The sequence below is a fragment of the Pseudomonas sp. WS 5027 genome (assembly GCF_012985695.1).
Lineage (GTDB): Bacteria > Pseudomonadota > Gammaproteobacteria > Pseudomonadales > Pseudomonadaceae > Aquipseudomonas > Aquipseudomonas hygromyciniae.
In genome coordinates this window covers 579,009-604,417 of sequence record NZ_JAAQWU010000001.1, presented here as the reverse complement: position 1 = coordinate 604,417, position 25,409 = coordinate 579,009, and the positions used below count along the sequence as shown (strand labels likewise).

General features: G+C 60.9%; 22 protein-coding genes and 1 riboswitch. Of the genes, 11 read left to right on the top strand and 11 right to left on the bottom strand.

Annotation, left to right across the window (positions count from 1 at the left end):
- Positions 1–3: 3 nt before the first annotated feature.
- From HBO09_RS02800 to tkt, 3 genes are all read right to left on the bottom strand, one after another.
- Positions 4–1,167, bottom strand: a complete 1,164-nt coding sequence (locus HBO09_RS02800; protein WP_169991502.1) for a phosphoglycerate kinase — start codon at positions 1,165–1,167, stop codon at positions 4–6.
- A gap of 17 nt (positions 1,168–1,184) precedes the next feature.
- Positions 1,185–2,240, bottom strand: coding sequence for an erythrose-4-phosphate dehydrogenase (epd, locus tag HBO09_RS02795; RefSeq protein WP_169991500.1), 1,056 nt, complete (start codon positions 2,238–2,240; stop codon positions 1,185–1,187).
- A 142-nt stretch (positions 2,241–2,382) separates the two neighbouring features.
- Positions 2,383–4,380 (bottom strand): transketolase, encoded by a 1,998-nt coding sequence (gene tkt / locus HBO09_RS02790; RefSeq protein WP_169991498.1) that lies wholly within the window; start codon positions 4,378–4,380, stop codon positions 2,383–2,385.
- 259 nt (positions 4,381–4,639) lie between these two features.
- On the opposite strand from tkt, the gene HBO09_RS02785 reads away from it, so the two are divergent.
- From HBO09_RS02785 to HBO09_RS02765, 5 genes are all read left to right on the top strand, one after another.
- A complete protein-coding gene (locus HBO09_RS02785) occupies positions 4,640–5,635 on the top strand; it encodes a metalloregulator ArsR/SmtB family transcription factor (RefSeq protein ID WP_169991496.1) in 996 nt (331 codons plus the stop codon).
- 19 nt (positions 5,636–5,654) lie between these two features.
- Positions 5,655–6,845 (top strand): methionine adenosyltransferase, encoded by a 1,191-nt coding sequence (gene metK / locus HBO09_RS02780; RefSeq protein ID WP_029297363.1) that lies wholly within the window; start codon positions 5,655–5,657, stop codon positions 6,843–6,845.
- A 311-nt stretch (positions 6,846–7,156) separates the two neighbouring features.
- Complete coding sequence (locus tag HBO09_RS02775) at positions 7,157–7,504, top strand: DUF1090 family protein (protein ID WP_070993955.1); 348 nt, start codon at positions 7,157–7,159, stop codon at positions 7,502–7,504.
- A 96-nt stretch (positions 7,505–7,600) separates the two neighbouring features.
- Complete coding sequence (gene ligB, locus HBO09_RS02770; protein WP_169991493.1) at positions 7,601–9,283, top strand: NAD-dependent DNA ligase LigB; 1,683 nt, start codon at positions 7,601–7,603, stop codon at positions 9,281–9,283.
- 81 nt (positions 9,284–9,364) lie between these two features.
- Positions 9,365–9,760: a DUF1090 domain-containing protein gene (locus HBO09_RS02765; protein ID WP_169991491.1), complete on the top strand. Its 396-nt coding sequence runs from the start codon at positions 9,365–9,367 to the stop codon at positions 9,758–9,760.
- 30 nt (positions 9,761–9,790) lie between these two features.
- Here the strand turns inward: HBO09_RS02765 and HBO09_RS02760 are convergent, their stop codons facing one another.
- On the bottom strand, positions 9,791–10,240 hold the full coding sequence (locus HBO09_RS02760; protein ID WP_090292295.1) for a cytochrome c: 450 nt from the start codon (positions 10,238–10,240) through the stop codon (positions 9,791–9,793).
- A gap of 128 nt (positions 10,241–10,368) precedes the next feature.
- Between HBO09_RS02760 and HBO09_RS02755 the strand changes: the two genes are divergently transcribed.
- On the top strand, positions 10,369–11,550 hold the full coding sequence (locus HBO09_RS02755) for an MltA domain-containing protein (protein ID WP_169991488.1): 1,182 nt from the start codon (positions 10,369–10,371) through the stop codon (positions 11,548–11,550).
- Between the two features lie 278 nt (positions 11,551–11,828).
- Here HBO09_RS02755 and HBO09_RS02750 read toward each other — a convergent pair whose 3' ends face one another.
- The 5 genes from HBO09_RS02750 to HBO09_RS02730 all read right to left on the bottom strand — a co-directional run bounded on the left by HBO09_RS02750 (position 11,829) and on the right by HBO09_RS02730 (position 16,557).
- Complete coding sequence (locus HBO09_RS02750) at positions 11,829–12,215, bottom strand: MAPEG family protein (protein WP_057960859.1); 387 nt, start codon at positions 12,213–12,215, stop codon at positions 11,829–11,831.
- A 31-nt stretch (positions 12,216–12,246) separates the two neighbouring features.
- Positions 12,247–13,080, bottom strand: a complete 834-nt coding sequence (locus tag HBO09_RS02745) for an EamA family transporter (RefSeq protein ID WP_169991486.1) — start codon at positions 13,078–13,080, stop codon at positions 12,247–12,249.
- A gap of 83 nt (positions 13,081–13,163) precedes the next feature.
- Positions 13,164–14,051 (bottom strand): formate/nitrite transporter family protein, encoded by an 888-nt coding sequence (locus HBO09_RS02740; RefSeq protein ID WP_169991484.1) that lies wholly within the window; start codon positions 14,049–14,051, stop codon positions 13,164–13,166.
- Positions 14,052–14,122: 71 nt separating this feature from the next.
- The gene (locus tag HBO09_RS02735) at positions 14,123–16,054 is read right to left on the bottom strand and encodes a patatin-like phospholipase family protein (RefSeq protein WP_169991482.1); all 1,932 of its coding nucleotides are present in this window, start codon (positions 16,052–16,054) and stop codon (positions 14,123–14,125) included.
- A gap of 98 nt (positions 16,055–16,152) precedes the next feature.
- Positions 16,153–16,557, bottom strand: a complete 405-nt coding sequence (locus HBO09_RS02730; protein WP_038444074.1) for a hotdog domain-containing protein — start codon at positions 16,555–16,557, stop codon at positions 16,153–16,155.
- A 198-nt stretch (positions 16,558–16,755) separates the two neighbouring features.
- Positions 16,756–16,863, top strand: a riboswitch (S-adenosyl-L-homocysteine riboswitch).
- 21 nt (positions 16,864–16,884) lie between these two features.
- On the opposite strand from HBO09_RS02730, the gene ahcY reads away from it, so the two are divergent.
- The 4 genes from ahcY to HBO09_RS02710 all read left to right on the top strand — a co-directional run bounded on the left by ahcY (position 16,885) and on the right by HBO09_RS02710 (position 22,349).
- The gene (ahcY, locus tag HBO09_RS02725; protein ID WP_169991480.1) at positions 16,885–18,294 is read left to right on the top strand and encodes an adenosylhomocysteinase; all 1,410 of its coding nucleotides are present in this window, start codon (positions 16,885–16,887) and stop codon (positions 18,292–18,294) included.
- Between the two features lie 174 nt (positions 18,295–18,468).
- Positions 18,469–19,314 carry a methylenetetrahydrofolate reductase [NAD(P)H] gene (gene metF / locus HBO09_RS02720; protein ID WP_029297387.1) on the top strand — a complete coding sequence of 282 codons (846 nt, stop codon included), beginning with the start codon at positions 18,469–18,471 and terminating at the stop codon, positions 19,312–19,314.
- Positions 19,315–19,441: 127 nt separating this feature from the next.
- Positions 19,442–20,245 carry a transporter substrate-binding domain-containing protein gene (locus HBO09_RS02715; RefSeq protein ID WP_169991478.1) on the top strand — a complete coding sequence of 268 codons (804 nt, stop codon included), beginning with the start codon at positions 19,442–19,444 and terminating at the stop codon, positions 20,243–20,245.
- Between the two features lie 223 nt (positions 20,246–20,468).
- Complete coding sequence (locus HBO09_RS02710) at positions 20,469–22,349, top strand: DEAD/DEAH box helicase (protein ID WP_169991476.1); 1,881 nt, start codon at positions 20,469–20,471, stop codon at positions 22,347–22,349.
- A 177-nt stretch (positions 22,350–22,526) separates the two neighbouring features.
- On the opposite strand, the gene HBO09_RS02705 is transcribed toward HBO09_RS02710, so the two are convergent.
- Both HBO09_RS02705 and HBO09_RS02700 read right to left on the bottom strand, forming a co-directional pair.
- Positions 22,527–23,126, bottom strand: a complete 600-nt coding sequence (locus tag HBO09_RS02705) for a YceI family protein (RefSeq protein WP_169991474.1) — start codon at positions 23,124–23,126, stop codon at positions 22,527–22,529.
- A 32-nt stretch (positions 23,127–23,158) separates the two neighbouring features.
- Positions 23,159–23,710, bottom strand: a complete 552-nt coding sequence (locus HBO09_RS02700) for a cytochrome b (protein WP_092231075.1) — start codon at positions 23,708–23,710, stop codon at positions 23,159–23,161.
- A gap of 274 nt (positions 23,711–23,984) precedes the next feature.
- Here HBO09_RS02700 and HBO09_RS02695 point away from each other — a divergent pair, with 274 nt between their 5' ends.
- Positions 23,985–25,391 carry an adenosylmethionine--8-amino-7-oxononanoate transaminase gene (locus tag HBO09_RS02695; protein WP_169991472.1) on the top strand — a complete coding sequence of 469 codons (1,407 nt, stop codon included), beginning with the start codon at positions 23,985–23,987 and terminating at the stop codon, positions 25,389–25,391.
- The last annotated feature ends 18 nt before the right edge of the window (positions 25,392–25,409 follow it).

Below are 25,409 nucleotides of genomic sequence, written 5' to 3'. Positions count from 1 at the left end.
GCCTCAGCCCTTGGCTCGGCTTTCCAGCACTTCAACGGCTGGCAGTACCTTGCCTTCGACAAACTCAAGGAATGCGCCACCACCGGTAGAAATGTAGGAGATCTGCTCAGCAACGCCATATTTATCGATGGCCGCCAGGGTGTCGCCACCGCCGGCAATCGAGAAGGCCGAGCTTTCGGCAATCGCCTTGGCCAGCACTTTGGTGCCGTTGCCAAACTGGTCGAACTCGAACACACCGACCGGGCCGTTCCACAGGATGGTCTGGGAGGCTTTCAGCAGTTCAGCGAAGTTCGCTGCCGTCTGCGGGCCGATATCCAGGATCATGTCGTCAGCCGCCACGTCAGCAATCAGCTTGACGGTGGCTTCGGCGCTTTCGGCGAATTCCTTGGCCACCACCACGTCCACCGGCAGTGGCACGCTGACCTTGGCCGCGATGGCGCGGGCGGTGTCCAGCAGATCCGGCTCATACAGGGACTTGCCTACCGGATGGCCAGCAGCCGCCAGGAAGGTGTTGGCAATGCCGCCGCCAACGATCAGTTGGTTGCAGATCTGGCTCAGGCTGTTGAGCACGTCCAGCTTGGTCGACACCTTGGAGCCGGCCACGATGGCAGCCATTGGCTGGGCCGGTGCGCCCAGGGCCTTGCCCAGTGCGTCCAACTCGGCAGCCAGCAACGGGCCAGCAGCGGCCACCTTGGCGAACTTGGCCACGCCATGGGTCGAACCCTCGGCGCGGTGAGCGGTGCCAAAAGCGTCCATCACAAACACGTCGCACAGCGCCGCATATTGCTGGGCCAGTTCGTCGCTGTTCTTTTTCTCGCCCTTGTTGAAGCGCACGTTCTCGAACAACACGATGTCGCCGGCCGCAACAGAGACGCCGCCCAGGTAGTCGGCCACCAACGGCACTTCGCGGCCCAGGGCCTTGCTCAGGTAATCGGCTACAGGCTTGAGGCTGTTTTCGGCAGAGAACTCACCTTCGGTCGGACGACCCAGGTGGGAGCAGACCATCACGGCCGCGCCTTTTTCCAGGGCCAGCTTGATGGTCGGCAGCGAAGCCAGGATTCGCGCATCGCTGGTGACTACACCGTCCTTGACTGGGACGTTGAGGTCTTCGCGGATCAGTACGCGCTTACCTTGCAGATCGAGGTCGGTCATCTTCAACACGGTCATGGGTCGCAGTTCCTGAATTACTGTTGAGGTTGTTTAGTAGCGATGTGCAGATAGTGCTCTGCTACGTCGAGCATGCGGTTGGCAAAGCCCCATTCGTTATCGAACCAGGCCAGGATATTCACCAGCCTTGGCCCGGAAACACGGGTCTGGCTGGCATCCACGATGGCCGAATGCGGGTCGTGGTTGAAATCACAACTGGCGTGCGGCAACTCGGTGTAGGCCAGCAAGCCTTTGAGCGGGCCGCTGGTGGCGGCGTCACGCAGGATCCGGTTGACCTCGCCGGCATCGGTATCGCTGACGGTCTGCAAGGTGATATCCAGGCACGACACGTTCACCGTCGGCACGCGCACTGCTTTGGCCTGGATTCGCCCGGCAAGTTCCGGCAGCAGGCGTTCGATACCGCGAGCCAGGCCGGTGGACACCGGAATCACCGACTGAAACGCCGAACGGGTGCGGCGCAGGTCTTCATGGTGATAGGCGTCGATCACCGGCTGGTCGTTCATCGCCGAGTGAATGGTGGTAATCGACACGTACTCCAGGCCAATCGCCTGGTCCAGCAGGCGCAACAGCGGTACGCCGCAGTTGGTGGTGCAAGAGGCGTTGGACACCAGCAACTCGTCACCGGTCAGGCAGTCCTGGTTGACGCCGTAGACGATGGTGGCGTCGACATCCGCCTCGCTGGCCATCGGCTGGGAAAACAGCACGCGTGGTGCGCCGGCGTCGAGGAAGCGCTGGCCATCGGCACGGGTGTTATAGGCACCAGAGCATTCCAACACCAGGTCGACGCCCAGCGCCGCCCAGTCGATGCCCTCGGGCGTGGCACTGCGCAAAACCTTCACGCAGTTGCCATTGATATGCAGACAATCGCCGTCGATCCGCACTTCGCCCGGAAACCGGCCGTGGGTGGAGTCGAAGCGTGTCAGGTATTCGATGCTGGCCATATCAGCCAGATCGTTGATCGCAACAATTTCAAACCCGGCCGCCGCCCCTCGCTCGAACAGAGCACGCAAGACGCAACGACCAATTCGGCCGTAGCCGTTGAGTGCAACTTTGTAGGGACGGGGTTGAGGCATGGGGTTCTCGATTACCTTGGGTAATGGGGTGAATGTGCCGCCGCCTTCGCGAGCAAGCCCGCTCCCACAGTTGAAATGCATTCCAAATGTGGGAGCGGGCTTGCTCGCGAAGGCGTCAGTACAGCTACCCCAATCTACAGCCTTAGTCTTCCAGCAGCTCTTCAGCCTGACCCAGGATGTTTTCCAGGGTAAAACCGAACTCTTCGAACAACGCTGGCGCCGGCGCCGACTCACCGTAGGTGGTCATGCCGATCACGCGGCCTTCCAGGCCAACGTACTTGTACCAGTAGTCGGCGTGAGCCGCTTCGATGGCGATACGCGCGCTGACCTGCAACGGCAGGACCGATTGCTTGTAGTCCGCGTCCTGGGCTTCGAACACGCTGGTGCACGGCATGGACACAACACGTACGTTGCGGCCTTGGGCGGTCAGCTTGTCGTAGGCCTGAACGGTCAGGCCCACTTCGGAACCGGTGGAGATCAGGATCAGCTCCGGCTCGCCGATGCAATCCTTGAGCACGTAGCCGCCACGGCTGATAGCGGCGATCTGCGCGTCGGTACGCACTTGGTGCTGCAGGTTCTGACGCGAGAAGATCAGCGCCGAAGGGCCGTCCTTGCGCTCGATCGCGTGTTTCCAGGCCACGGCCGATTCGACCGCGTCCGATGGGCGCCAGCAGTCCAGGTTCGGGGTAGTACGCAGGCTGGTCAGTTGCTCGACCGGCTGGTGCGTCGGGCCGTCTTCGCCCAGGCCGATGGAGTCGTGGGTGTACACGTGGATCACACGCTTCTTCATCAGCGCGGCCATGCGCACGGCATTACGTGCGTATTCCATGAACATCAGGAAGGTCGCGCCGTAAGGCACCAGGCCGCCGTGCAGGGCAACGCCGTTCATGATGGCGCTCATGCCGAACTCGCGTACGCCGTAGTACATGTAGTTGCCGCTGGCGTCTTCAGCCGAGACCCCTTTGCAACCTTTCCACAGGGTCAGGTTGGAACCGGCCAGGTCAGCCGAACCGCCAAGCAGCTCAGGCAGCAGTGGACCGTAGGCATTCAGGGCGTTCTGGCTGGCTTTGCGGCTGGCAATGGTTTCGCCCTTGGCGGCCACTTCAGCGATGTACTCGTCGGCCTTGGCCGAGAAGTCCAGCGGCAGGTCACCATTGAGGCGGCTCTTGAGCTCAATGGCCAATGCCGGGAATTCAGCGGCGTAGGCTTCAAAACGCTGGTCCCACTCCGCTTCTGCAGCGCGACCGGCTTCCTTGGCGTCCCACTCGGCGTAGATATCAGCCGGGATTTCGAACGGGCCATGGTTCCACTTCAGCGCTTCACGGGTCAGGGCGATTTCCGCGTCACCCAGTGGGGCGCCGTGGCAGTCTTCCTTGCCTTGCTTGTTCGGCGAACCGAAACCGATGGTGGTCTTGCAGCAGATCAGGGTCGGCTGCTCGCTTTTACGCGCGGTTTCGATGGCGGTCTTGATCTCTTCCGGATCGTGGCCGTCCACATTGCGGATCACCTGCCAGTTGTAGGCTTCGAAACGCTTTGGCGTGTCGTCGGTGAACCAGCCTTCGACTTCGCCGTCGATGGAGATGCCGTTGTCATCGTAGAAGGCGATCAGCTTGCCCAGGCCCAGGGTACCGGCCAGGGAGCTGACTTCGTGGGAAATGCCTTCCATCATGCAGCCATCACCCAGGAACACGTAGGTGTGGTGGTCGACAACGTTGTGGCCCGGACGGTTGAACTGCGCCGCTAGGACTTTTTCTGCCAGGGCAAAACCCACGGCATTGGCCAGGCCTTGGCCCAGGGGACCGGTGGTGGTCTCCACGCCTGGGGTGTAGCCGAATTCCGGGTGGCCCGGGGTGCGGCTGTGCAGTTGGCGGAACTGCTTGAGATCGTCGATGGACAGGTCATAGCCGGTCAGGTGCAGCAACGAATAGATCAGCATCGAGCCATGGCCGTTGGACAGCACGAAGCGGTCACGGTCGGCGAACGATGGGTTGCTCGGGTTGTGTTTCAGGTAGTCACGCCAAAGTACCTCGGCGATATCCGCCATGCCCATCGGGGCACCGGGATGGCCGCTGTTGGCTTTTTGCACGGCATCCATGCTGAGGGCACGAATGGCGTTGGCACGCTCACGACGGCTGGGCATCGCTGATCTCCTGGGGTTGAATAAAAGAAACGGAAAAAAGGACCGGCATTTTCCCTCAGCCAAGGCCTCAGGGGCAATGACAGATACCGACTTATGTGGGTTTTTCCTGTGGTTTGGACTGCATTGACAGCAAGAACACTTCCCGCCGTTCGTCTAAAGGTTATAGCGCCTGCTTATAACCACCGATTATCGACCAATATCAAAACTTTTTGATATTGGCCTTGCGAGGATTTGACCTCATCACTAGACTGCTGCCCTTATGAACTTACCTGCGCCTTCCATTCGCCCCGACGATTGCGATGAGCTGGCGGCCCTGTGCAAGGCCGGCGGCGATCCGCTGCGCCTGAATGTACTGCGCGCCCTGGCCAACGACTCGTTTGGCGTGCTGGAACTGGCGCGGATCTTTGCCATTGGCCAGTCCGGCATGAGCCACCACCTGAAAGTGCTGGCCCAGGCTGACCTGGTAGCCACCCGCCGTGAAGGCAATGCGATTTTTTACCGTCGCGCCCTGCCCCACAACGATTTGCTGGGTGGCAAGCTGCACGCGGCATTGCTCGAAGAAGTGGACAACCTGGCCCTGCCGGCTGACGTGCAATCGCGCATCGCTCATGTCCACGGGCAACGCGCCGCCGCCAGCCAGGACTTTTTCTCACGGGTGGCGGACAAGTTTCGCGCCCAGCAGGACCTGATTGCCGGGCTGCCTCAATACCGCGAAAGCGTGCTGGCGCTGCTCGACAAGCTGGGCTTCAACCCAGGAGCCACGGCGCTGGAAGTCGGGCCGGGCGATGGCGGGTTCCTGCCGGACCTGGCACGGCGCTTCCACCAGGTGACGGCGCTGGACAACAGCCCGGCCATGCTGGAGCTGGCGCGCCAGCTGTGCGAGCGCGAGCACTTGGGCAACGTCAGCCTGCGGCTGGCCGATGCCTTGAATGATGTAGGGCTGCAAGCCGACTGCGTGGTGTTGAACATGGTCCTTCACCATTTCGCCGCACCGGCCGATGCGCTCAGGCAGATGGCCGGTTTGCTGCAACCGGGCGGTAGCCTGCTGGTAACTGATTTATGCAGCCACAACCAGAGTTGGGCCAGGGAGGCCTGCGGTGATCTATGGTTGGGGTTTGAACAGGACGATCTGGCCCGTTGGGCCACCGCTGCGGGACTCGTTCCCGGGGAAAGCCTCTATGTAGGCTTACGTAATGGTTTCCAGATTCAGGTCCGCCACTTTCAGCGGCCATCTGGCGACACTCACCATCGGTAAATATCAGGAAAACATCGAGATGAGCGAATATTCCCTTTTCACCTCCGAGTCCGTGTCTGAAGGGCATCCGGACAAAATCGCCGACCAGATTTCTGATGCGGTGCTGGACGCCATCATTGCTGAAGACAAGTTCGCCCGCGTGGCGTGCGAGACGCTGGTGAAAACGGGCGTGGCGATCATCGCCGGTGAAGTCACCACCTCGGCCTGGGTCGACCTGGAGCAGATCGTCCGTGACGTGATCACCGACATCGGCTACACCAGCTCCGACGTCGGCTTCGACGGCGCGACCTGCGGGGTGATGAACATCATTGGCAAGCAGTCGCCTGACATCAACCAGGGTGTCGACCGTGCCAAGCCAGAAGACCAGGGCGCCGGCGACCAGGGCCTGATGTTCGGCTACGCCAGCAACGAAACCGACGTTTTGATGCCTGCGCCGATCACCTTCTCCCACCAACTGGTCAAGCGCCAGGCCGAGGCCCGTAAATCCGGCCTGCTGCCTTGGCTGCGCCCGGACGCCAAGTCCCAGGTGACCTGCCGTTACGAAGGCGGCAAAGTAGTGGGCATCGACGCCGTGGTGCTGTCGACCCAGCACAACCCGGAAGTCTCCTACAAAGACCTGCGCGAAGGCGTGATGGAGCTGATCGTCAAGCACGTGCTGCCTGCCGAACTGCTGACCAAGGACACCCAGTTCCACATCAACCCGACCGGCCAGTTCATCATTGGTGGCCCGGTGGGCGACTGCGGCCTGACCGGGCGCAAGATCATCGTCGACAGCTACGGTGGCATGGCCCGTCACGGCGGTGGCGCGTTCTCCGGCAAGGATCCATCCAAGGTTGACCGCTCGGCAGCCTACGCCGGTCGTTATGTGGCCAAGAACATCGTCGCCGCCGGCCTGGCCGAGCGTTGCGAGATTCAGGTTTCCTACGCTATTGGTGTAGCCCAGCCTACGTCGATCTCGCTGAACACCTTCGGTACCGGCAAGATCAGCGACGACAAGATCGTCAAGCTGGTGCGTGAGATCTTCGACCTGCGTCCGTACGCAATCACCACCATGCTCGACCTGCTGCACCCGATGTACCAGGAAACCGCGGCCTACGGCCACTTCGGTCGCACCCCTGAACAGAAGACCGTCGGCGACGACACCTTCACTACGTTCACCTGGGAAAAAACCGACCGCGCCGACGACCTGCGCACCGCTGCCGGCCTGTAATCGCTGCTCGCAACACCCAAGGCCCTGCCCGGTTCGCCCGGCAGGGCTTTTTATTGCCTTAAATTGTAGGAGCGAGCTTGCTCGCGAAAATCTCCAGAACTCCACGGGGCATCAGGCTTCCCGCGTTATTGTCGACGCCCTCGCGAACAAGCTCGCCCCCTACAAGTTCACATTAATTGGATCCAACCCTTGCAGGCCAAATGATGGCCTACTAGAATCCGCGCCCTCCCGAGCGTTCAACCACACTGGATATTGCATTGCGCCCGCTCGGGACAGCCAAGTGCGCAGGCAATCGAACATTGAGGTTTTTCATGCGTATTTCCACGTTCGCCCCTGCCGCCGTCCTGTTCAGCCTGTTCGCCCTGCCAGTGCAAGCCGCTGACCTGAGCGGCCTGACTGGCGCCCTGACTTCCCAACTGGGCGGCGCAACCGGCAACTGCGAAAAACAGAGCCAGGAACTGCAAGCCAAGGTCGATGCCGCCAAAGCCAATGGCGAAGATCTGAAGGTGAAGGCCATGCAGGCTGCACTGGACCAGGTAAACAAAGGTTGCAAAAAAGTCGGCGAGTCCCAAGGCAAGCTCGACGAAGCGTCGCAAAAGCAACAGGCCAAGGCTGACAGCAACGACACCGTGAAAGCCCTGGGCGGTCTGTTCAAGTAAGCAGAAACACCCGGTAAAAAGCCTCGCGCCTGCGGGGCTTTTTTATGGGTGTTTGCTTGCTTTAGGCTGGGCGCCCCCTTCAGAGCAAGGATGCTCATGATGACGCCACGCCTGCTGCACTACCTGCTGTTGATGCTCTTCCCTATCGTCGCCTGGGCACAGGACTGCCCGGACTGGCCAGCCGACAAGGCCCGGGACGAAACAGCCGCCCTGCAACGGCAAATCAGCCTGTGGGATGACAGCTACCATCGGCTCGGCCAATCCCTGATCAGCGATGAGCTCTACGACCAGGCCCGCAGGCGGCTGGAGCAATGGAGGGGCTGTTTTGCGCAGGTGGCATCACCGGCCGACAACCCACTGTCCAGCGCACGGGGCACCATCGCCCACCCCGTCCCGCACACGGGCCTTGAAAAGCTGATCAACGACCGCGCCGTGGAAGACTGGATCCGCACACGCAGCGACCTGTGGATACAACCCAAGGTCGATGGCGTGGCCGTTACCCTGGTCTACCGAGGAGGCCGCCTGGCCCAGGTCATCAGCCGCGGCGATGGCCTGCTAGGCCAGGACTGGACCGCTTCGGCCCGCAGAATCCCCGGTATTGTGCAACGACTGCCCGAGGCCATTGACCTGCTTGTGCAAGGTGAGCTGTATTGGCGCCTTGAGGCCCATATACAAGGCGAGGCAGGCGGCATGAATGCCCGCAGCAAAATCTCCGGGCTGATGAATCGCCAACAACTCAGCGACATCGACGCCGCAGGTATCGGCCTGTTTGTCTGGGCCTGGCCCCAAGGGCCGGCAGACCTCAAGCAGCAATTGGACAGCCTCGCACGCTGGGGTTTTAGCGACAGCCAGCGCTACAGCCAACCTATCGATAACTTCGAACAGGCCCGTCACTGGCGTGCCTTTTGGCATGGTCAGCCGTTGCCGTTCGCCACCGATGGGGTGGTGCTGCACCAAAGCCAGCGCGCCCCGGCCGAACGCTGGCAGGCCAGTACGCCGTATTGGGCTGTTGCCTGGAAATACCCGGTTATCAAAGCCCTGGCCCATGTGCGCCAAGTGCAGTTCAAGATCGGCCGCACCGGCCGTATCACGCCGATCCTGGAGCTGCACCCGGTGCTGCTCGACGACCGCCAGATCAGGCGCGTCAGCATCGGTTCGTTGAAGCGTTGGCAGGCGCTGGATATCCGGCCTGGCGACCAGATATCCATCAGCCTTGCTGGCCAAGTGATCCCAAGGCTCGACCAAGTCATCCTGCGTAGCCACCCACGCGCTGATATCAAGGTGCCCGTCGCGAGTGATTTCCATCACCTGAGCTGCTGGCGGCTGACCCCAGCCTGTGAAGAGCAACTGCTGGCCCGGCTGTCCTGGCTCAGTGGCAAGCAGGGACTGGACCTGCCACATATAGGCCGCGAGACTTGGAACAGTTTGATCCAGGCCGGTCAAATCAGCGGCTTGGTGGATTGGTTGAACCTTGATGAGACAGAGCTTGCTACCATTGACGGATTCGGTGAACGCAGCAGTGCGCGCCTGCTTGCGGGCCTGCGAGTTGCGCGCCAGCGACCGTTCGCACAATGGCTGATGGCGCTGGGGGTTCCACCTACCGCCCGTAACAACCTCGCGGGCGGCTGGCAGGCCCTGGCCGCCCGAGACACTCAAGCCTGGCAGGCCGAAGCGGGAATCGGCCCGGGACGCGCGGCGCAGTTGAGCGCCTTTTTTCGCGACCCTCAGGTGGTGGCCATGAGTGAAACACTACGGGCTGCCGGGATAGACGGCTTTTAGTCCCGGGCCCGCTACATTAACCGGTGCCGGCAGAAATCATCCTGCCCACCTGACAACGATCTTGTTTACTTTGGAGTTTCCATGAAGTTTCTTGCACCGCTTGCCCTGCTGACCGTCACCAGCTTACTGAGCACGCCATTGCTGGCTGCCGAGACTGCCCCGCAACTGACCGGCTGCGCCGCCAAGCGCCAGGCCATCAGCGTGCAGATCGAACAAGCCAAGGCCCACGGCAACAGCGAACAACAAGCCGGCCTGGAAAAAGCCTTGAGCGAAGTCACCGCCCACTGCACCGACGCCTCCCTGAAAAAGGAACGCGAGAACAAAGTGCTGGATGCCAAGCACGAAGTCAGCCGCCGTCAGGCCGACCTCGACAAGGCCATGAAAAAGGGCGACTCCGAGAAGATCAACAAGCGTAAGGACAAGCTCGCCGAATCGCGCAAAGAGTTGCAGCAAGCCCTCGACGACCTGGACAAGTAAGGCGTATTCGACTTTCTTGCCCGATCAGGCTCAATGGTCGCGAAACTGCTTATGACAGGCGCTGCAGGCATCTTCGACTTTCTGCACGGCCGGCCCCAGGTTACTGGCCTTATAAGGCTGTACCTGGCTGGCGATCACCAATTCACCGGTGGCCGCCTCAAGGTTGCGCGCCAGTTCCTGGAACTGCGCCTGTTTTTGCCATACATCGTCCTTGGCGCTGGTGTGATCTTCTTCGCGCACCGTTGGAAAATGCTTCCACGGCTCATGGGACAGGGCGTCGAGCTTGACCGCACCTTCGGCAAATTTCGCCCCGTCGAACGGGATGCGACCGCGCAGCATGCCACCCAGGTCTTCGCCAGTCTTGAGCATCTGCTTGAAAATGGCCTTGCGCTGGCCCAGTGGCGAGTTCGGATCAACGCCACCGCAGGCAGTCAGCGTCAGGCAGGCCAGCAATACAACAGTCAGTTTTTTAAAAGTCATGGTGGCTCAGGGTCACGGGAAACGGCGGCCAGTATCCTCGCCCCGCCCGCAAAGACCAATAGCCCTATTAATAATATGGATGCTTGCGCCATAACCTGCGCGGGCAATCGCCTTGGGAATTTACTTGTATGAATAACCTGTTGAACCCCTGGAACCGCCGACTGGCGTGGGCTCTGCCGATGATCGCGCTGCTCGCCGGATGCGACGGCGGCAACACCCCCGCCCCCACGCCTGCGCCCGAAAAACCCCACGCCGTAGCGACCTATGTCAGCGCCACCTGGGACGCCCTGCCAGTGGTTTCGGACAGCGACCTGCAAGCCGGCTTCGAATCCTGGCGCAGTGCCTGCCAACGCCTGAAGAACGATCCGATATGGGGCACCACCTGCGCTGCAGCGGCCAATGTGCCGGGCAATGCCGGCGATATCCGCGGCTTCCTCAAGCAACAGTTGGACGTCTACGGCTTGCGCTCGGCGGACAATACGCCCAATGGCCTGATCACTGGCTACTACGAACCGGTCTATCCAGGCAGCCTCACCGAAACCAAAACCGCCCATGTGCCCGTGTTTGGCGTACCGGACGACCTGATTATCGTCAACCTCGAAAGCATCTACCCCGAGCTCAAGGGCAAGCGCCTGCGCGGGCGTCTGGAAGGCCGGGTCCTCAAGCCCTATGACGATGCTGGCACCATTAACCAGCAAGGTTCCAGTGCCAAGCCGATTGCCTGGCTGACCCACCCGATGGACCTGCAATTCCTGCAGATCCAGGGCTCTGGCCGCATCCAGCTGGCTGATGGTCGCCAATTGCGTGTGGGCTATGCCGACCAGAACGGGTTCCCTTATCGTCCTATAGGCCGCTGGCTGGTGGAGCAAGGCGAATTGAAGAAAGAAGAAGTCAGCATGGGCGCAATCAGTACCTGGGCCAAGGCAAACCCGCTGCGGATCCCGGAACTGTTGGCGAGCAACCCCAGCTACGTCTTCTTCAGCACCCGCCCCGACAGCAATGAAGGCCCGCGTGGCTCGCTGAACGTGCCGCTGACCGCAGGCTACAGCGTGGCGGTAGACCGCAAGGTCATCCCCCTGGGCAGCCTGTTGTGGTTATCGACCACCCGCCCCGATGGCACGCCGGTCGTACGGCCGGTAGCGGCCCAGGACACGGGGGGTGCGATTGTCGGCGAGGTGCGTGCGGACCTGTTCTGGGGCACGGGTGATGCTGCGGGCGAGTTAGCCGGGAATATGAAGCAGCAGGGCCAGATCTGGATGCTGTGGCCCAAGGGCGCAGCGCTACCCAAAGTGCCGGATACCCCCCTGTAGGAGCCGGCCTGCTATGGCAAGCAGGCTTACTGTGGCAAGGGGGGCTTACTGTGGCAAGCGGGCTTCTGTGGCGAGCGGGCTTGCCCCGCGCTGGGCTGCGAAGCAGCCCCAAAACCAACCGCTACGGAGTATCTGATAGACCGCATTTGACTTACTGGGGCTGCTTCGCAGCCCAGCGCGGGGCAAGCCCGCTCGCCACAACAAGCCCGCTCGCCACAATAAGCCCCCTCACCACAGTAAGCCCGCTCGCCACAGCAAGCTGGCACTGCCTGCGCGCCTTAGATCGAGACGAAGAAGAAGCTGGCAATCAACGCCATGCCCACAAACCACACCAGCGAACGCAAGATCGCCCAGTCCGCCAGGTAGCAGATGATGTACAGCAGGCGACTGGTGATAAACAGCACCGCCAATACGTTGATGGTCACCAGCTCCGCGTTGCCCGCCAGGTGGGCAATGATCACCGCCGCCGCAAACGCCGGGGTCACTTCAAAGCTGTTGAGCTGTGCGCTATGGGCGCGCTTGGCAAAGCCTTCCAGGGTCTCCAGGAAGGCCCGGGGGTCATGGTTCTGCCGGGGCCCGAATTTGCCGCCACTGAACTTGGCCACGCCGGTACACAGGTAAGGCAGAAAAATTGCGATCAACACACACCAGAAAGCGACAGTCATCACTCATTCCTTTTTTGGTTTTATCCGCTGGTTAGAGTTTCATCACGAACATGCCGATCAGCACCAACCCACAGGCTAAGAGCCGGGGCCGGCCGAAAGGTTCTTTCAGGTAGCGCATACCGAACAACACCACCAGGATCACGCTGACTTCCCGCAGCGCGGCGGCCTCGGCAATCGAGCCCAACTGCATGGCCCAAAGCACCAAAGCGTAGCTCAACAACACACACAATCCCACGCTCAGCCCCAACCGCCATTGCGTGCGCCAGAACAGGCTGAACGCCGCACGCTTGCGCACCATGGCCAGTAATGGAAAGGGCCAGGCGCTAAGCAGCGTCAGCCAGACCAGGTAGTCCAAAGGGTGCGACCAACGCCGCAGCGCCTGCCCATCAAGGAAGGTGTAGCAGCCAATACACAGGCCGATCAGCGCTACCACCGGCAACATCGACCACGGCAACCGATCCCCACCACCGCCCTGCCACAACAAGCACAGCATGCCGAACGGGATCAGCAGGATGCCGACAATCTGCTGCGTACTCAGCACCTCCCCGGCAAACACCAGAGTCAACGCCAGCACCACCAAGGGTGATAGACCACGCATCAGCGGGTACACCAACCCCAGGTCGCCGACGCGATAGGCCTGGATCAGCAAGTAGCGGTAAAGCAACTCGAACAGCGCCGAAGCGATGATCCACGGCCAGATTTCCAGGGGCGGCAGCGACACAAATCCCACCGCTAGTAGGACAAACAGCAGCGCGACGCTGTCCATGCAGGCGATCACCAACAGGCGCTCGCCGCTGAATTTGATCAAGGTGTTCCACGTCGCATGCAACAGCGCCGCTACCAGAACAAGGGCCGTCGCCAGCAATGGAACCTCCTTAAAGTGATTCGCGATGTATCAGCACCTATTTATACGAAATATCGTGCGGATGCACCCGCGAAACCTGGGTCTCACTGATCCTTGTCGATCTGCTGCGGATGCCTCGGGTCCGCAGCGTTCTTGCCTGGCAGGCTGCCTTCGCTGCGAATCTGCGCATGGCTGATCAACGCGAAGATAAAGCTGCCGCCGATGATATTGCCCGCCAGGGTCGGTCCGGCAAACACCAGCCAGAAGTCCCGCCACGGCAACTCGCCGGCAAATACCAGATAGGACACCTCTGCCGAACCGACGACGATATGGGTGAAATCGCCCAGGGCCATGAGGTAGGTGATCAGGATGATGATCCACATCTTGGCGCTTTCCATGGACGGGATCATCCATACCATAGTGGCAATCATCCAACCGGACACAATGCCCTTGGCGAACATCTGACCGGTGTCGTTTTCCATGACCTTGCGCCCTATTTCAAGAAAGGCCAGGTCGGTCTTGGTGTCGAAGATCGGCAGGTGCAACATCACATAGGCCACCAGCAAGGTGCCACACAGGTTGCCCACCAGCACCACCGTCCACAGCCGTAACAGGCGCCCGGCATTGCCCAAGGTGGGCTTGCTCATCACCGGCAGCACGGCGGTCAGGGTGTTTTCGGTGAACAGTTGCTGGCGCGCGAGGATCACCGCGAGAAAGCCTGCACAGTAGCCAAAGCTGGCGATCACCTTGAAGGCTTCGCCGTCGGGCAGGCGTGAGTTGAGCAGCCCCATGGCCATCAGCGACAAGCCCATGGTCAGGCCGGCGGCAAGCGCCGACCACCACAGTGCCGCTACGCTGCGCTCCAGCTCCTGGTCGCCCTGGGTGCGGATGATTTCATGCAGCACCGCCGCCCGGGGTGGTTGGTTCTTGTCCACATCCTGCTGCTCTTCCTGCGACAGGTTGGGAGTTTTGCCGTCTTTGTTGGTGGCCATGATGCTCAAGTGTCCAAGGGAAGCCTGTAGCTACGACACGCTGGCGCCATGGCTGTTCAGTGACCCGGCAACTAAAGCGGTAGGCGCCAGGCCTTGGCCATTTCTACTGTGGTCGAGCGCAATGGCTTGGACCAGGGTTTATTACGCGCGCCATAGTGTTCAATGATGTCGTTCAGCACCCGATTGAACTCGGCCGGCGTCGTCGCCTCGGCCAGGTCGCGCGCGGCCCGTTGCAGAAGTTCGACGTTGGCGGCCGGCTGGCCCGCACGGTAGAGGGAGGGGTAAATGACTTCGCGAATGAAGTTGTCGGCCTTTACGGCGATATCCCGCCGCTGCATTTCAGCCAGCGCACTGGCCATGACCTTGGAGGTTGGCGTGGCAGCCCCCTGATGGCGCCTGGCAACCACCTGCAACAGTTGCTGGAAATTATGCTGCCCAGGGGCGTTAAGCCGCCGCCCCAGCCACTCGATATGCTGGGGCCGAGTCACGAGCGCATCCAGGTTACGCAGCGCAGAAAGCAAACCAGGCGTGAAGCCCAAGGTATTGCCTGCCTTGTTGGCCTCGGTAATTGCCGCGTCCAGGGCTTGCAACGCCTGCTGTGCCTGCTTGCGAAAGCGCAACACATTCGCTGCGGCGGGATCCTTTTGGAGCGCCGCTTGCACACTGGCAAGCATTGCGTCGTCCATCGCCAGTACCGCGTCGTCCAATGACCCGAACAAATGCTGCTCACGCACCTTGCTGCGCTGCTCCTGGTGTTGCATCACCGCTTGCCGGGCCTGGACCTGCAAATGCTTTTTCTGCTCGGCGGTCATGGTGAAGTTGACCGTGCCACTGAGCAGGCCACGAAAGTCACCTTTGTCGGACTTGAGCGGCAGCACCACGGTCTGCTGATCAAATTCCTTGAGTCGTTGCTGTTGATAGGCGCCTGCGGCCGTATGAGCAGTGCCTGTCAGTTTGTCGGCAATGCTGCTCATGACGCTGCCGCTCTTTTTCTGCGCCGCAGGAGCCTGGGACTCAAACTTGACGATCAACGACTCCTGCTGGCTCAGCGGGCTCTCGGGAAAGGAGCGCTCGATCACCCCGGGCGCTGGGGTGTTGAGTAACAAACCACCGTCCTGGAAAAAAGTGACTTCACCCCGCGCCTGGAATCCATGGCCTTGCTCGGCAGGGCTTTTGAACAGCACCGGCAAGGAGCCGGAGATATGCGCGGCACGGGCAATGTCCATATCCGGAGTCAGGCTGGCGTTGAACACCACCAACTGCGGGCGGCCATCGAACATGCCGGTTCCCGTGATGTTCAGTTGCTTGATCGCCGGGATATGCCTGCTCAGCACCTCAAGATCACCAAAGGTAGGCGCCCCTCCGGCGCTGAGTCTGTCGGCGATTTTCATCACTTCACCGGGGCGGCTTGCCCTGGGCATGTCGGCGATATGGGCCAGGATCGACTTGCGTGACTCGTTACGGATCATATCTTCGAGCGAGTGCGCCTGGGTTTGCAGGCGCGGCATCATGGTCAGCAGCAATTGGGAAATATTGCCCGCCGGGCCTGGCAGCCGCCCGGCAAGTTTGCCGAGGCTTGCCCCGGCATTTTGCAGCCAGGCCGTCACAGGGTCTTGGCTGTTGAGCAGGCTGGGCAGGTCAATGCAATTTGAGAGCGTGCCAAAGGCCTTGGCCCCCATGCCACTGGCCAGCAGCGCTGCAGAAATCGCTCCGGCAGATGAGCCAGAAATGGTGTTGATGCCCGGCAGCCTCCCGGTTTCTTCAAGCGCCTGCACCATCCCAGGAAAGGCGATGCCCTTGGCCCCACCGCCGCTGAGCACCAGATGGCTAACCGCAGGTGGTGACAGCACCACCTCCACCTGGCCCTTGCTGTCTCGAAACAGGCTCAGCCTTCGGGGGCCGACGCCCTCGACCAAGGGGGTCTTGATGCCTTGGGCGGGGGGTGGCGGCAGTAGCTGCGATGACGACTGCGCGTTGGCAGCCGGGTTGGCGGTCACTTTCATTGCGTGCTCTCTCTACAGGATGTGGCCCTGAGTGCAGAGAAAGCCTGGAAGCGATCCGCCCGGACAGATTTGGTAAATCAAATCAGGCCGGGCCGAGGTTATTCAGAGAGGTTGTCGTCCTGGAACTGATCCTTCACGTACTTGATCTCGGTACGTCCATGGGGGGCCGGCAGGCCGTCTTCGCCGAGGTTGACGAAGACCATTTTTTCCACGGTCAGGATGCTTTTGCGGGTGATTTTGTTGCGCACTTCACAGGTCAGGGTGATGGAGGTGCGGCCAAATTCGGTGGCAGTGATGCCCAGTTCGATGATGTCGCCCTGGCGCGAGGCGCTGACAAAATTGATCTCGGAGATGTACTTGGTCACCACGCGCTGGTTACCCAGCTGAACAATCGCATAGATCGCCGCTTCTTCGTCGATCCAGCGCAGCAGGCTGCCACCGAACAGGGTGCCGTTGGGGTTGAGGTCTTCGGGTTTTACCCATTTGCGGGTGTGGAAGTTCATGTTCACTCCAAAGCGTCTTGCCGAATGATGGGCGCCATCATGGCAGAGCGCCGGCCCAAGCTCTATGCGCCATTGCCTATCACGGCCATGAGCGATCTTCATGAGCCCGACAGAAAGGCTTGGGAAGTCGGGCGCAGGCGGCTATAATCGCCACCGTTTCAAAACGGTCATCTGCGATTGATACCGTTCTCCCGCCACCTGTCCGAGGGGCGCTGCAGCAGGCCCTGGCCTGTCAGGCTCGGATGGGGCGTTGCCCAGCCGGGTTGTCTTGGCTGGATACTAAACGCACAACGGCGCCCATTCGCACACTACGAATGGAGGCTCTTCATGAGCGCTGTAATCACGCCTGCAGGTTTTACCGACTACAAAGTCGCCGATATGTCCCTCGCTGCCTGGGGCCGTCGCGAAACCTTTATTGCCGAATCCGAAATGCCAGCCCTGATGGGTCTGCGTCGCAAGTACGCCGCTGAGCAACCGCTCAAGGGCGCGAAGATTCTCGGCTGCATCCACATGACCATCCAGACTGCCGTGCTGATCGAAACCCTGGTTGCCCTGGGTGCCGAAGTGCGTTGGTCGTCGTGCAACATTTTCTCGACTCAAGACCAGGCCGCTGCCGCCATCGCCGCTGCCGGTATCCCGGTGTTCGCCTGGAAAGGCGAGACCGAAGAAGAGTACGAGTGGTGCCTGGAGCAAACCATCCTCAAAGATGGCGCGCCTTGGGATGCCAACATGATCCTCGACGACGGCGGCGACCTGACCGAGCTGCTGCACAAGAAATACCCGGCCATCCTCGACCGCGTCCACGGCGTGACCGAAGAAACCACCACTGGCGTACACCGCCTGCTGGACATGCTGGCCAAGGGCGAGCTGAAAATCCCGGCCATCAACGTCAACGACTCGGTGACCAAGAGTAAGAACGACAACAAGTACGGCTGCCGTCACAGCCTCAACGATGCAATCAAGCGCGGCACCGACCACCTGCTGTCGGGCAAGCAAGCCCTGGTGATCGGCTACGGTGACGTGGGCAAGGGTTCGTCCCAGTCCCTGCGCCAGGAAGGCATGATCGTCAAGGTTTCCGAAGTTGACCCGATCTGCGCCATGCAAGCCTGCATGGACGGCTTCGAAGTGGTCTCGCCGTTCATCGATGGCGTCAATGACGGCACCGAAGCCAGCATCGACAAAGCCCTGCTGGGCAAGATCGACCTGATCGTGACCACCACCGGTAACGTGAATGTCTGCGATGCCAACATGCTCAAGGCCCTGAAAAAGCGCGCAGTGGTGTGCAACATCGGTCACTTCGACAACGAGATCGACACCGCTTTCATGCGCAAGAACTGGGCATGGGAAGAAGTCAAACCTCAAGTGCACAAGGTTCACCGTACCGGCGCTGGCGATTTCGACCCGCAAAACGACGACTACCTGATCCTGCTGGCCGAAGGCCGCCTGGTTAACCTGGGCAACGCCACTGGCCACCCAAGCCGCATCATGGATGGCTCGTTCGCCAACCAGGTACTGGCCCAGATCTTCCTGTTCGGCCAGAAATACGCCGACCTGTCGCCAGCCCAGAAAGCCGAGCGCCTGACCGTGGAAGTACTGCCCAAGAAACTCGACGAAGAAGTGGCCCTGGAAATGGTCCGCGGCTTCGGCGGCGTCGTGACGCAACTGACCAAGACCCAGGCCGACTACATCGGCGTGACCGTCGAAGGTCCGTTCAAGCCGCACGCCTACCGCTACTGATTTGCCTGCTGCCTGCTCCCCATGTGGGGGCAGGCTTTTGTGGGAGCGGGCTTGCTCGCGAAGGCGGTATGTCAGTCGACGTATCTACTACTGACATACCGCATTCGCGAGCAAGCCCGCTCCCACATTGACGGTGTATGTCTTCCGGTTTTATGAGTTTTCAAGGGTATTACCATGTCCCAAGACCGTCGCTACAGCTTCGAGTTCTTCCCGACCAAGACCGATGCTGGGCATGAAAAACTAATGGCGACTGCCAAGCAGTTGGCCAGCTACAACCCCGATTTTTTCTCCTGTACCTACGGCGCAGGCGGCTCGACCCGTGATCGTACGATCAACACTGTGCTGCAGTTGGAAAGCGAGGCCAAGGTGCCCGCCGCTCCGCACCTGTCCTGCGTGGGCGACAGCAAGGACGATCTGCGTGGCCTGCTGACCCAGTACAAGGCCGCCGGCATCAAGCGTATCGTCGCCCTGCGCGGTGACCTGCCATCCGGCATGGGCATGGCCAGCGGCGAGCTGCGCTACGCCAATGACCTGGTGAGCTTCATTCGTGAAGAAACCGGTGATCACTTCCATATCGAAGTGGCCGCTTACCCGGAAATGCACCCGCAGGCGCGTAATTTCGAAGACGATCTCAACAACTTCGTACGCAAGGCCAATGCTGGCGCCAACAGCGCGATCACCCAGTACTTCTTCAACGCCGACAGCTACTTCTACTTTGTCGAGCGCGTGCAGGCCCTGGGCGTGAATATCCCAATCGTGCCGGGCATCATGCCAATCACCAACTACAGCAAGCTGGCGCGCTTCTCTGACGCCTGTGGTGCAGAAATCCCACGCTGGGTACGCAAGCAGCTGGAAGCCTACGGCGATGACGTCAAAAGCATCCAGGCCTTCGGCGAGCAGGTCATCAGTGAAATGTGCGAAACCTTGCTGCAAGGTGGCGCACCGGGGCTGCACTTCTACACCCTGAACCAGGCCGACCCAAGCCTGGCGATCTGGAACAACCTCAAGCTGCCACGCTGAGGCTGCACCTTGTACCGCCGGCCCGAATTCCTTGCGGGTCGGCGGCACAATAAAAGTTCAGGTTTACCGCCCGCAGATCCCCGATCCAGAGCTTCTCTTTAACCTGAGACAGTCGTAACCTCAGGGTATGCCCGCCATTCTCCAGTTGTTGAGCGCTATTCTTTTCACTTGCCTGAGCCTGACCGCCCATGGCGAGAAACTGCGCATTGTCACCGAACCCTGGGCACCTTACGTCTACGAAGAAAACGGCCAGATGCGCAGGCTCGACTACGAGACCACCGTTATCGTGTTCCAGCGCCTGGGAATCGAGGTGCAATGGCAGTTCCTGCCCTGGAAACGTTGCCTGGCGATGCTCGACCAGGGCCTGGCCGATGGCGCGCTGGATATTTTTCACAGTCATGAACGCGACGCCGCGCTGCTTTACCCCAGCGAACCGCTGTCCCAGGTTGAGTTCGTGATGTTCTACGCCAACGAACGCCCGCATCCGTTCCAGACCCTCAATGACCTCAAAGGGCTGACCATCGGCACCTCCCCCGGCTACCTGTATAGCGCCGGGTTCAGCGAATCCAGCCTGTTTATCCGCGAGCCGGCCCCCAGCCACGAGGCCAACTTCGGCAAGCTGGCCCGTGGCCGGATTGATCTGGTGATCACCGACCGCCGGGTCGGCCAGCATGTGATCAAGGAACTGGGCCTGGAACACCAGGTCACCCAGGCCTCGCCGGTGATCAGCAGCCAGAAGCAATTCCTCGCCGTACGCCGGGGCGCGGGCATGGACCTGCTGGTGCAGCGCTTTGCTGCCGAGCTCAAGCGCTTCAAGCAAGAGCCCGGCTATGCGGCCCTGAGCGCGAAATATGCCGGCGCCAGCGTACAAATACCCCCGGCGCCGCGGCTGGACGACACCGTTGAGCAGCAGGAAAGCAGCGCGCAGTGATTGCTCTGTTATACTCCGGCCTTTCCGCCAGGCTTACGCCCGGCCGCTGTGGTCGTATCACAGGCATCCAACCCCGCTACTGCGCAGCTTTGCAGCCCGCGCGAGCCGCTGGAGTGCCTGCCAGCCCCAGCAGGACCGGACGGGGTTGCGTTCCTCTAAACGCCATTCGCGCCCGGCAAGATTATCCCTTTGGGCCAAGCCCTAACTACAAACAGGATTACTCATGTCCTTTGCTTCCCTCGGTCTCTCCGAGGCTTTAGTCCGCGCCATCGAGGCAGCGGGCTATACCGAGCCTACTCCGGTGCAACAGCGGGCTATTCCCGCCGTGTTGCAAGGTCGCGACCTGATGGTCGCGGCTCAGACAGGTACTGGTAAAACCGGCGGCTTCGCCCTCCCGATTCTGGAGCGGTTGTTCCCCAACGGTCACCCGGACAAATCCCAGCGTCACGGCCCGCGCCAACCTCGCGTACTGGTCCTGACCCCTACCCGCGAACTCGCCGCACAGGTGCATGACAGCTTCAAGCTGTACGCCCGCGACCTGAAGTTCGTCAGCGCCTGCATCTTCGGCGGCGTCGGCATGAACCCACAGGTTCAGGCCATGTCCCGTGGGGTTGACGTGCTGGTCGCCTGCCCTGGTCGTTTGCTCGACCTGTGCGGCCAAGGCAGCGTCGACCTGTCCCACGTGGAAATCCTCGTGCTGGACGAAGCCGACCGTATGCTCGACATGGGCTTTGTCCATGACGTGAAGAAAGTCCTCGCGCGCCTGCCGGCCAAGCGTCAGAACCTGCTGTTCTCGGCAACGTTCTCCAACGACATCACCGCCCTCGCCGGCAAGCTGCTGCACAACCCCGAGCGCATCGAAGTCACGCCGCCCAACACCACGGTCGAGCGTATCGAGCAACGGGTGTTCCGCCTGCCAGCCAGCCACAAGCGCTCGCTGTTGGCCCACCTGATCACCGCCGGCGCCTGGGAACAGGTGCTGGTGTTCACCCGCACCAAGCACGGCGCCAACCGCCTGGCCGAGTACCTGGACAAGCACGGCCTGACCGCCGTCGCCATCCACGGCAACAAGAGCCAGAATGCGCGGACCAAAGCCCTGGCCGACTTCAAGGCCGGCTCCGTACGGATCCTGGTCGCCACCGATATCGCCGCCCGCGGCCTGGATATCGACCAACTGCCACACGTGGTCAACTTCGAGCTGCCAAACGTCGATGAAGACTACGTGCACCGTATCGGCCGTACTGGCCGTGCCGGTCGTTCGGGCGAGGCTATTTCCCTGGTCGCCCCGGATGAAGAAAAACTGCTGAAAAGCATCGAGCGCATGACCAAGCAGAAAATCGCCGACGGCGACCTGATGGGCTTCGATGCCAGCACCGTAGAAGCCGAAAAACCGGAAGTGCGCGAGCGTCCGGATGTGCGTAACCCGCGCAACCCACGTGGTCCCAAGGGCGATGGCCCGAACGGCGGCGGTGGTGGCGGTGGTCGTCGCGACAAAGGCAAGGACAAGGGCGGCAAGGACAAGGCGCCTACCAACGGCCGTGGCGAACGCCCAGCCCGCGAGCAAAAGCCCCGTGAAGGCACCCCGGCCCGCGAACAGCGCCAGCCGAGCCAGCCGCCACGCGCCGCAGCCGACCGCGCACCGGACGAGTTCCTCGACGATGATGTGGATAACTTCGGTAACCGCGTTGACTACGTGCCCCAGGCCAAACCGGCCCAAGGCCGTGGCCGCCGCCCAGGTGCCCCGGCACAGGGCGCCGCCGCAGGTGCTCCGCGCACCGGTGGCCAGCCGCAGGGTCGCCAGAACGGTCCACGCAGCAGCAACGGCGCCACCACTGGCACCCCGCCTGCCAAGCGCAATGGTCCGCGTAACGGCGCTCCGCGTGATGGCCAGGCCCGTCGCGAAGAGTCGCGCAACCGCCGTCCCGCTCGCGATGAACAGCCACGCGCCTCCGAGCCGGCTGTGCAGAACCCGCGCAGCGGCACTACGCCGAAGATCATCCACAAGGAGTCGAAAAGCGATCGCTTCCCGACACCTGAACAGTTGGATCAACTGCCAGGCCGCCCTCGTGGTGAAAAACCAGCGTTGCTGACTCGCAACCGCTAGGTTGTCAAAAGCATAAAAAACGCCCCGTATCCTGCGATACGGGGCGTTTTTTTATGCCTTCAAACTACTGTAGGAGCGAGCTTGCTCGCGAAGATCGTCAACGATGACGCAGACCTGCTGAACGCACGCGGCGCTCATGCGTTCTTCGCGAGCGAGCTCGCTCCTACAGACGAAGGATTACTTCGCTTTTACACCTTCAAAGGTGATGTACAACTCAACTTTGTCGGACTGTGGACCAACGTCCATGCCGTCTTTATGGAAATCTTTGCGACTGATGCTGGTGGTGCCTTCAAAGCCTGCACGGTAGCCGCCCCATGGATCCTTGCCTTCACCCAGGAAAGTAGCCTTGACCACGATTGGCTTGGTGACGCCGTGGAAAGTCAGGTCACCGGTCACATCGGCGGTCAGCTTGCCATCAGCATTTTTGCCGGTTGGCTTAACGCTGGTGGAGACAAACTTGGCGTCAGGGAATTTGCCCGCCTCCAGAAAGTCCTTGCTGGTCACGTGCTTGTCACGCTCAGCATGGTTACTGAAAACACTGGCGGTACGCACATTCACTTCGATTTTGGCATCTTCAGGCTTGGCAGCGTCGAAGCTGAACTTGCCATCCAGATCCTTGAAGGTACCGGTGATGTAGCTGTAGCCCAAGTGGCTGATCTTGAAGTCGACGAAGGCGTGCTGGCCTTCCTTGTCGATCACGTAGTCAGCAGCCATCACCTGACCAGCAGACAGCAGAGCAGTACCGATTGCCAGAGCGGCGAGAGTTTTTTTCAACATACTTTCTATTCCTTGTGAGTCGAGGTTGAACATCAGGCTTTGCGCCCCAGCATACGAACCAGGGTCGCGTCACGATCGATAAAGTGGTGCTTGAAGGCGGCCACGCCATGCAGGCCGGCAAACACCACCAGCACCCAGGCCAGGTACAAATGCACCAGGCCGGCTACGTCTGCCTGGTCCGGTAGACCGGAAACCACGGCAGGAATTTCAAACAGGCCAAACACCGGGATCCCGACACCGTCTGCGGTGGAAATCAGGTAGCCGGCAATCATCACGGCAAACAGCCCGAGATACAGGAACGCGTGGCCAAACGCCGCGCCGATACGGGTCATGCGGCTATAACTGGCCAACGCTGGCGGCGGTGGGCTGAGCAGACGCCAGACAATGCGCACCAGCATCACCGCGAACAGCGTAATGCCGATGCTTTTGTGCAGGTCCGGCGCGTCTTTGCGCCACATGCTGTAGTAGTCAAGGCCGACCATCCACAGGCCCAGCGCAAACAGACCGAACACCACCAGTGCCACACTCCAGTGGATAACAATGCTGACCCAGCCGTAGCGGGTCGATGTGTTTCGTAGTTGCATTCCCCAAATCCCGTAAGAGCCGTGCCCAAGACTAGCGTTTTACCTATCGATATAAAGCGGAAAATTTTGCTGTGAAATATCGATTTATCCGATCTTGAGCCTATGAACACTAAATTAACCAGGGATTAAGGACTATTGAGCACAAACGTGACAGACCGTCCTGCATTTACTGCCAATTCACCGTTCATGGGTTGTGACACAGCCCGCCATTGCATAGGCTTGCGCGATTGTTTTGCCTGCGCAGGTCGTGGCAGCGCTTCGAGGAGACGCAAAGATGGGCTTGAATAACCAGTGGATGCAACGCGATCTCGCCGTGTTGTGGCACCCCTGCACCCAGATGAAAGACCACCAGCAACTGCCGCTGGTGCCGATCAAGCGCGGTGAAGGCGTATGGCTGGAAGACTTCGAAGGCAAGCGTTACCTCGATGCCGTCAGCTCGTGGTGGGTCAATGTGTTCGGCCACGCCAACCCGCGCATCAACCAGCGCATCAAGGATCAGGTGGACCAACTGGAACACGTGATCCTCGCCGGCTTCAGCCACCAACCGGTGATCGAGCTGTCCGAGCGCCTGGTGAAGATCACCCCCGAAGGCCTGACCCGGTGCTTCTATGCCGATAACGGTTCGTCGTGTATCGAAGTCGCATTGAAGATGAGCTTTCATTACTGGCTCAATCGCGGCCAGCCGAACAAAAAGCGCTTTGTCACCCTGACCAACAGCTACCACGGCGAAACCATCGCCGCGATGTCGGTCGGCGATGTGCCGCTGTTCACTGAAACCTACAAGGCCTTGCTGCTGGACACCATCAAGGTGCCAAGCCCGGACTGCTACCTGCGCCCCGACGGCATGAGTTGGGAAGAACACTCACGCAACATGTTCCAGGCCATGGAACAGACCCTGGCAGACAACCACGACAGCGTCGCCGCCGTGATCGTCGAGCCGCTGATCCAGGGCGCTGGCGGCATGCGCATGTACCACCCGGTGTACCTCAAGCTGCTGCGCGAAGCCTGCGATCGCTATGGCGTACACCTGATCCACGACGAAATCGCCGTCGGCTTCGGCCGTACCGGCAGCATGTTCGCCTGTGAGCAGGCGGGCATCCGCCCGGACTTCCTGTGCCTGTCCAAGGCCCTGACCGGTGGCTACCTGCCGCTGGCCGCCGTGGTCACCACCGAAGATGTGTACAGCGCCTTCTACGACGACTACCCGACCCTGCGCGCCTTCCTGCATTCCCACAGCTACACCGGCAACCCGCTGGCGTGTGCCGCGGCCCTGGCGACCCTGGATATCTTCGAAGAAGACAACGTCATCGAGAACAACAAGGCCCTGGCCCAGCGCATGGCCACGGCCACCGCGCACCTGGTGGATCACCCCCATGTCTCGGAAGTGCGCCAGACCGGCATGGTGCTGGCCATCGAGATGGTGCAGGACAAGGCCACCAAGACCGCCTACCCCTGGCAGGAACGGCGCGGCCTGAAAGTGTTCGAGCATGCCCTGGAGCGCGGTGCATTGCTGCGGCCCCTGGGCAGCGTGGTGTATTTCCTGCCGCCGTATGTGATCACCCCGGAGCAGATCGACTTTTTGGCCGAAGTGGCCACTGAAGGCATTGATCTCGCCACCAACAGCACAGTCAGCGTGGCCGTACCGAAAGACTTTCACCCAGGCTTTCGCGACCCCGGCTGATTGAACCCACCCCATTAA

Excerpts from the sequence above, each read along its gene's own strand:
- HBO09_RS02800 (WP_169991502.1), bottom strand. The coding sequence starts at position 1,167 with ATGACCGTGTTGAAGATGACCGACCTCGATCTGCAAGGTAAGCGCGTA.
- epd (WP_169991500.1), bottom strand. The coding sequence starts at position 2,240 with ATGCCTCAACCCCGTCCCTACAAAGTTGCACTCAACGGCTACGGCCGA.
- tkt (WP_169991498.1), bottom strand. The coding sequence starts at position 4,380 with ATGCCCAGCCGTCGTGAGCGTGCCAACGCCATTCGTGCCCTCAGCATG.
- HBO09_RS02785 (WP_169991496.1), top strand. The coding sequence starts at position 4,640 with ATGAACTTACCTGCGCCTTCCATTCGCCCCGACGATTGCGATGAGCTG.
- metK (WP_029297363.1), top strand. The coding sequence starts at position 5,655 with ATGAGCGAATATTCCCTTTTCACCTCCGAGTCCGTGTCTGAAGGGCAT.
- HBO09_RS02775 (WP_070993955.1), top strand. The coding sequence starts at position 7,157 with ATGCGTATTTCCACGTTCGCCCCTGCCGCCGTCCTGTTCAGCCTGTTC.
- ligB (WP_169991493.1), top strand. The coding sequence starts at position 7,601 with ATGATGACGCCACGCCTGCTGCACTACCTGCTGTTGATGCTCTTCCCT.
- HBO09_RS02765 (WP_169991491.1), top strand. The coding sequence starts at position 9,365 with ATGAAGTTTCTTGCACCGCTTGCCCTGCTGACCGTCACCAGCTTACTG.
- HBO09_RS02760 (WP_090292295.1), bottom strand. The coding sequence starts at position 10,240 with ATGACTTTTAAAAAACTGACTGTTGTATTGCTGGCCTGCCTGACGCTG.
- HBO09_RS02755 (WP_169991488.1), top strand. The coding sequence starts at position 10,369 with ATGAATAACCTGTTGAACCCCTGGAACCGCCGACTGGCGTGGGCTCTG.
- HBO09_RS02750 (WP_057960859.1), bottom strand. The coding sequence starts at position 12,215 with ATGACTGTCGCTTTCTGGTGTGTGTTGATCGCAATTTTTCTGCCTTAC.
- HBO09_RS02740 (WP_169991484.1), bottom strand. The coding sequence starts at position 14,051 with ATGGCCACCAACAAAGACGGCAAAACTCCCAACCTGTCGCAGGAAGAG.
- HBO09_RS02735 (WP_169991482.1), bottom strand. The coding sequence starts at position 16,054 with ATGAAAGTGACCGCCAACCCGGCTGCCAACGCGCAGTCGTCATCGCAG.
- HBO09_RS02730 (WP_038444074.1), bottom strand. The coding sequence starts at position 16,557 with ATGAACTTCCACACCCGCAAATGGGTAAAACCCGAAGACCTCAACCCC.
- ahcY (WP_169991480.1), top strand. The coding sequence starts at position 16,885 with ATGAGCGCTGTAATCACGCCTGCAGGTTTTACCGACTACAAAGTCGCC.
- metF (WP_029297387.1), top strand. The coding sequence starts at position 18,469 with ATGTCCCAAGACCGTCGCTACAGCTTCGAGTTCTTCCCGACCAAGACC.
- HBO09_RS02715 (WP_169991478.1), top strand. The coding sequence starts at position 19,442 with ATGCCCGCCATTCTCCAGTTGTTGAGCGCTATTCTTTTCACTTGCCTG.
- HBO09_RS02710 (WP_169991476.1), top strand. The coding sequence starts at position 20,469 with ATGTCCTTTGCTTCCCTCGGTCTCTCCGAGGCTTTAGTCCGCGCCATC.
- HBO09_RS02705 (WP_169991474.1), bottom strand. The coding sequence starts at position 23,126 with ATGTTGAAAAAAACTCTCGCCGCTCTGGCAATCGGTACTGCTCTGCTG.
- HBO09_RS02700 (WP_092231075.1), bottom strand. The coding sequence starts at position 23,710 with ATGCAACTACGAAACACATCGACCCGCTACGGCTGGGTCAGCATTGTT.
- HBO09_RS02695 (WP_169991472.1), top strand. The coding sequence starts at position 23,985 with ATGGGCTTGAATAACCAGTGGATGCAACGCGATCTCGCCGTGTTGTGG.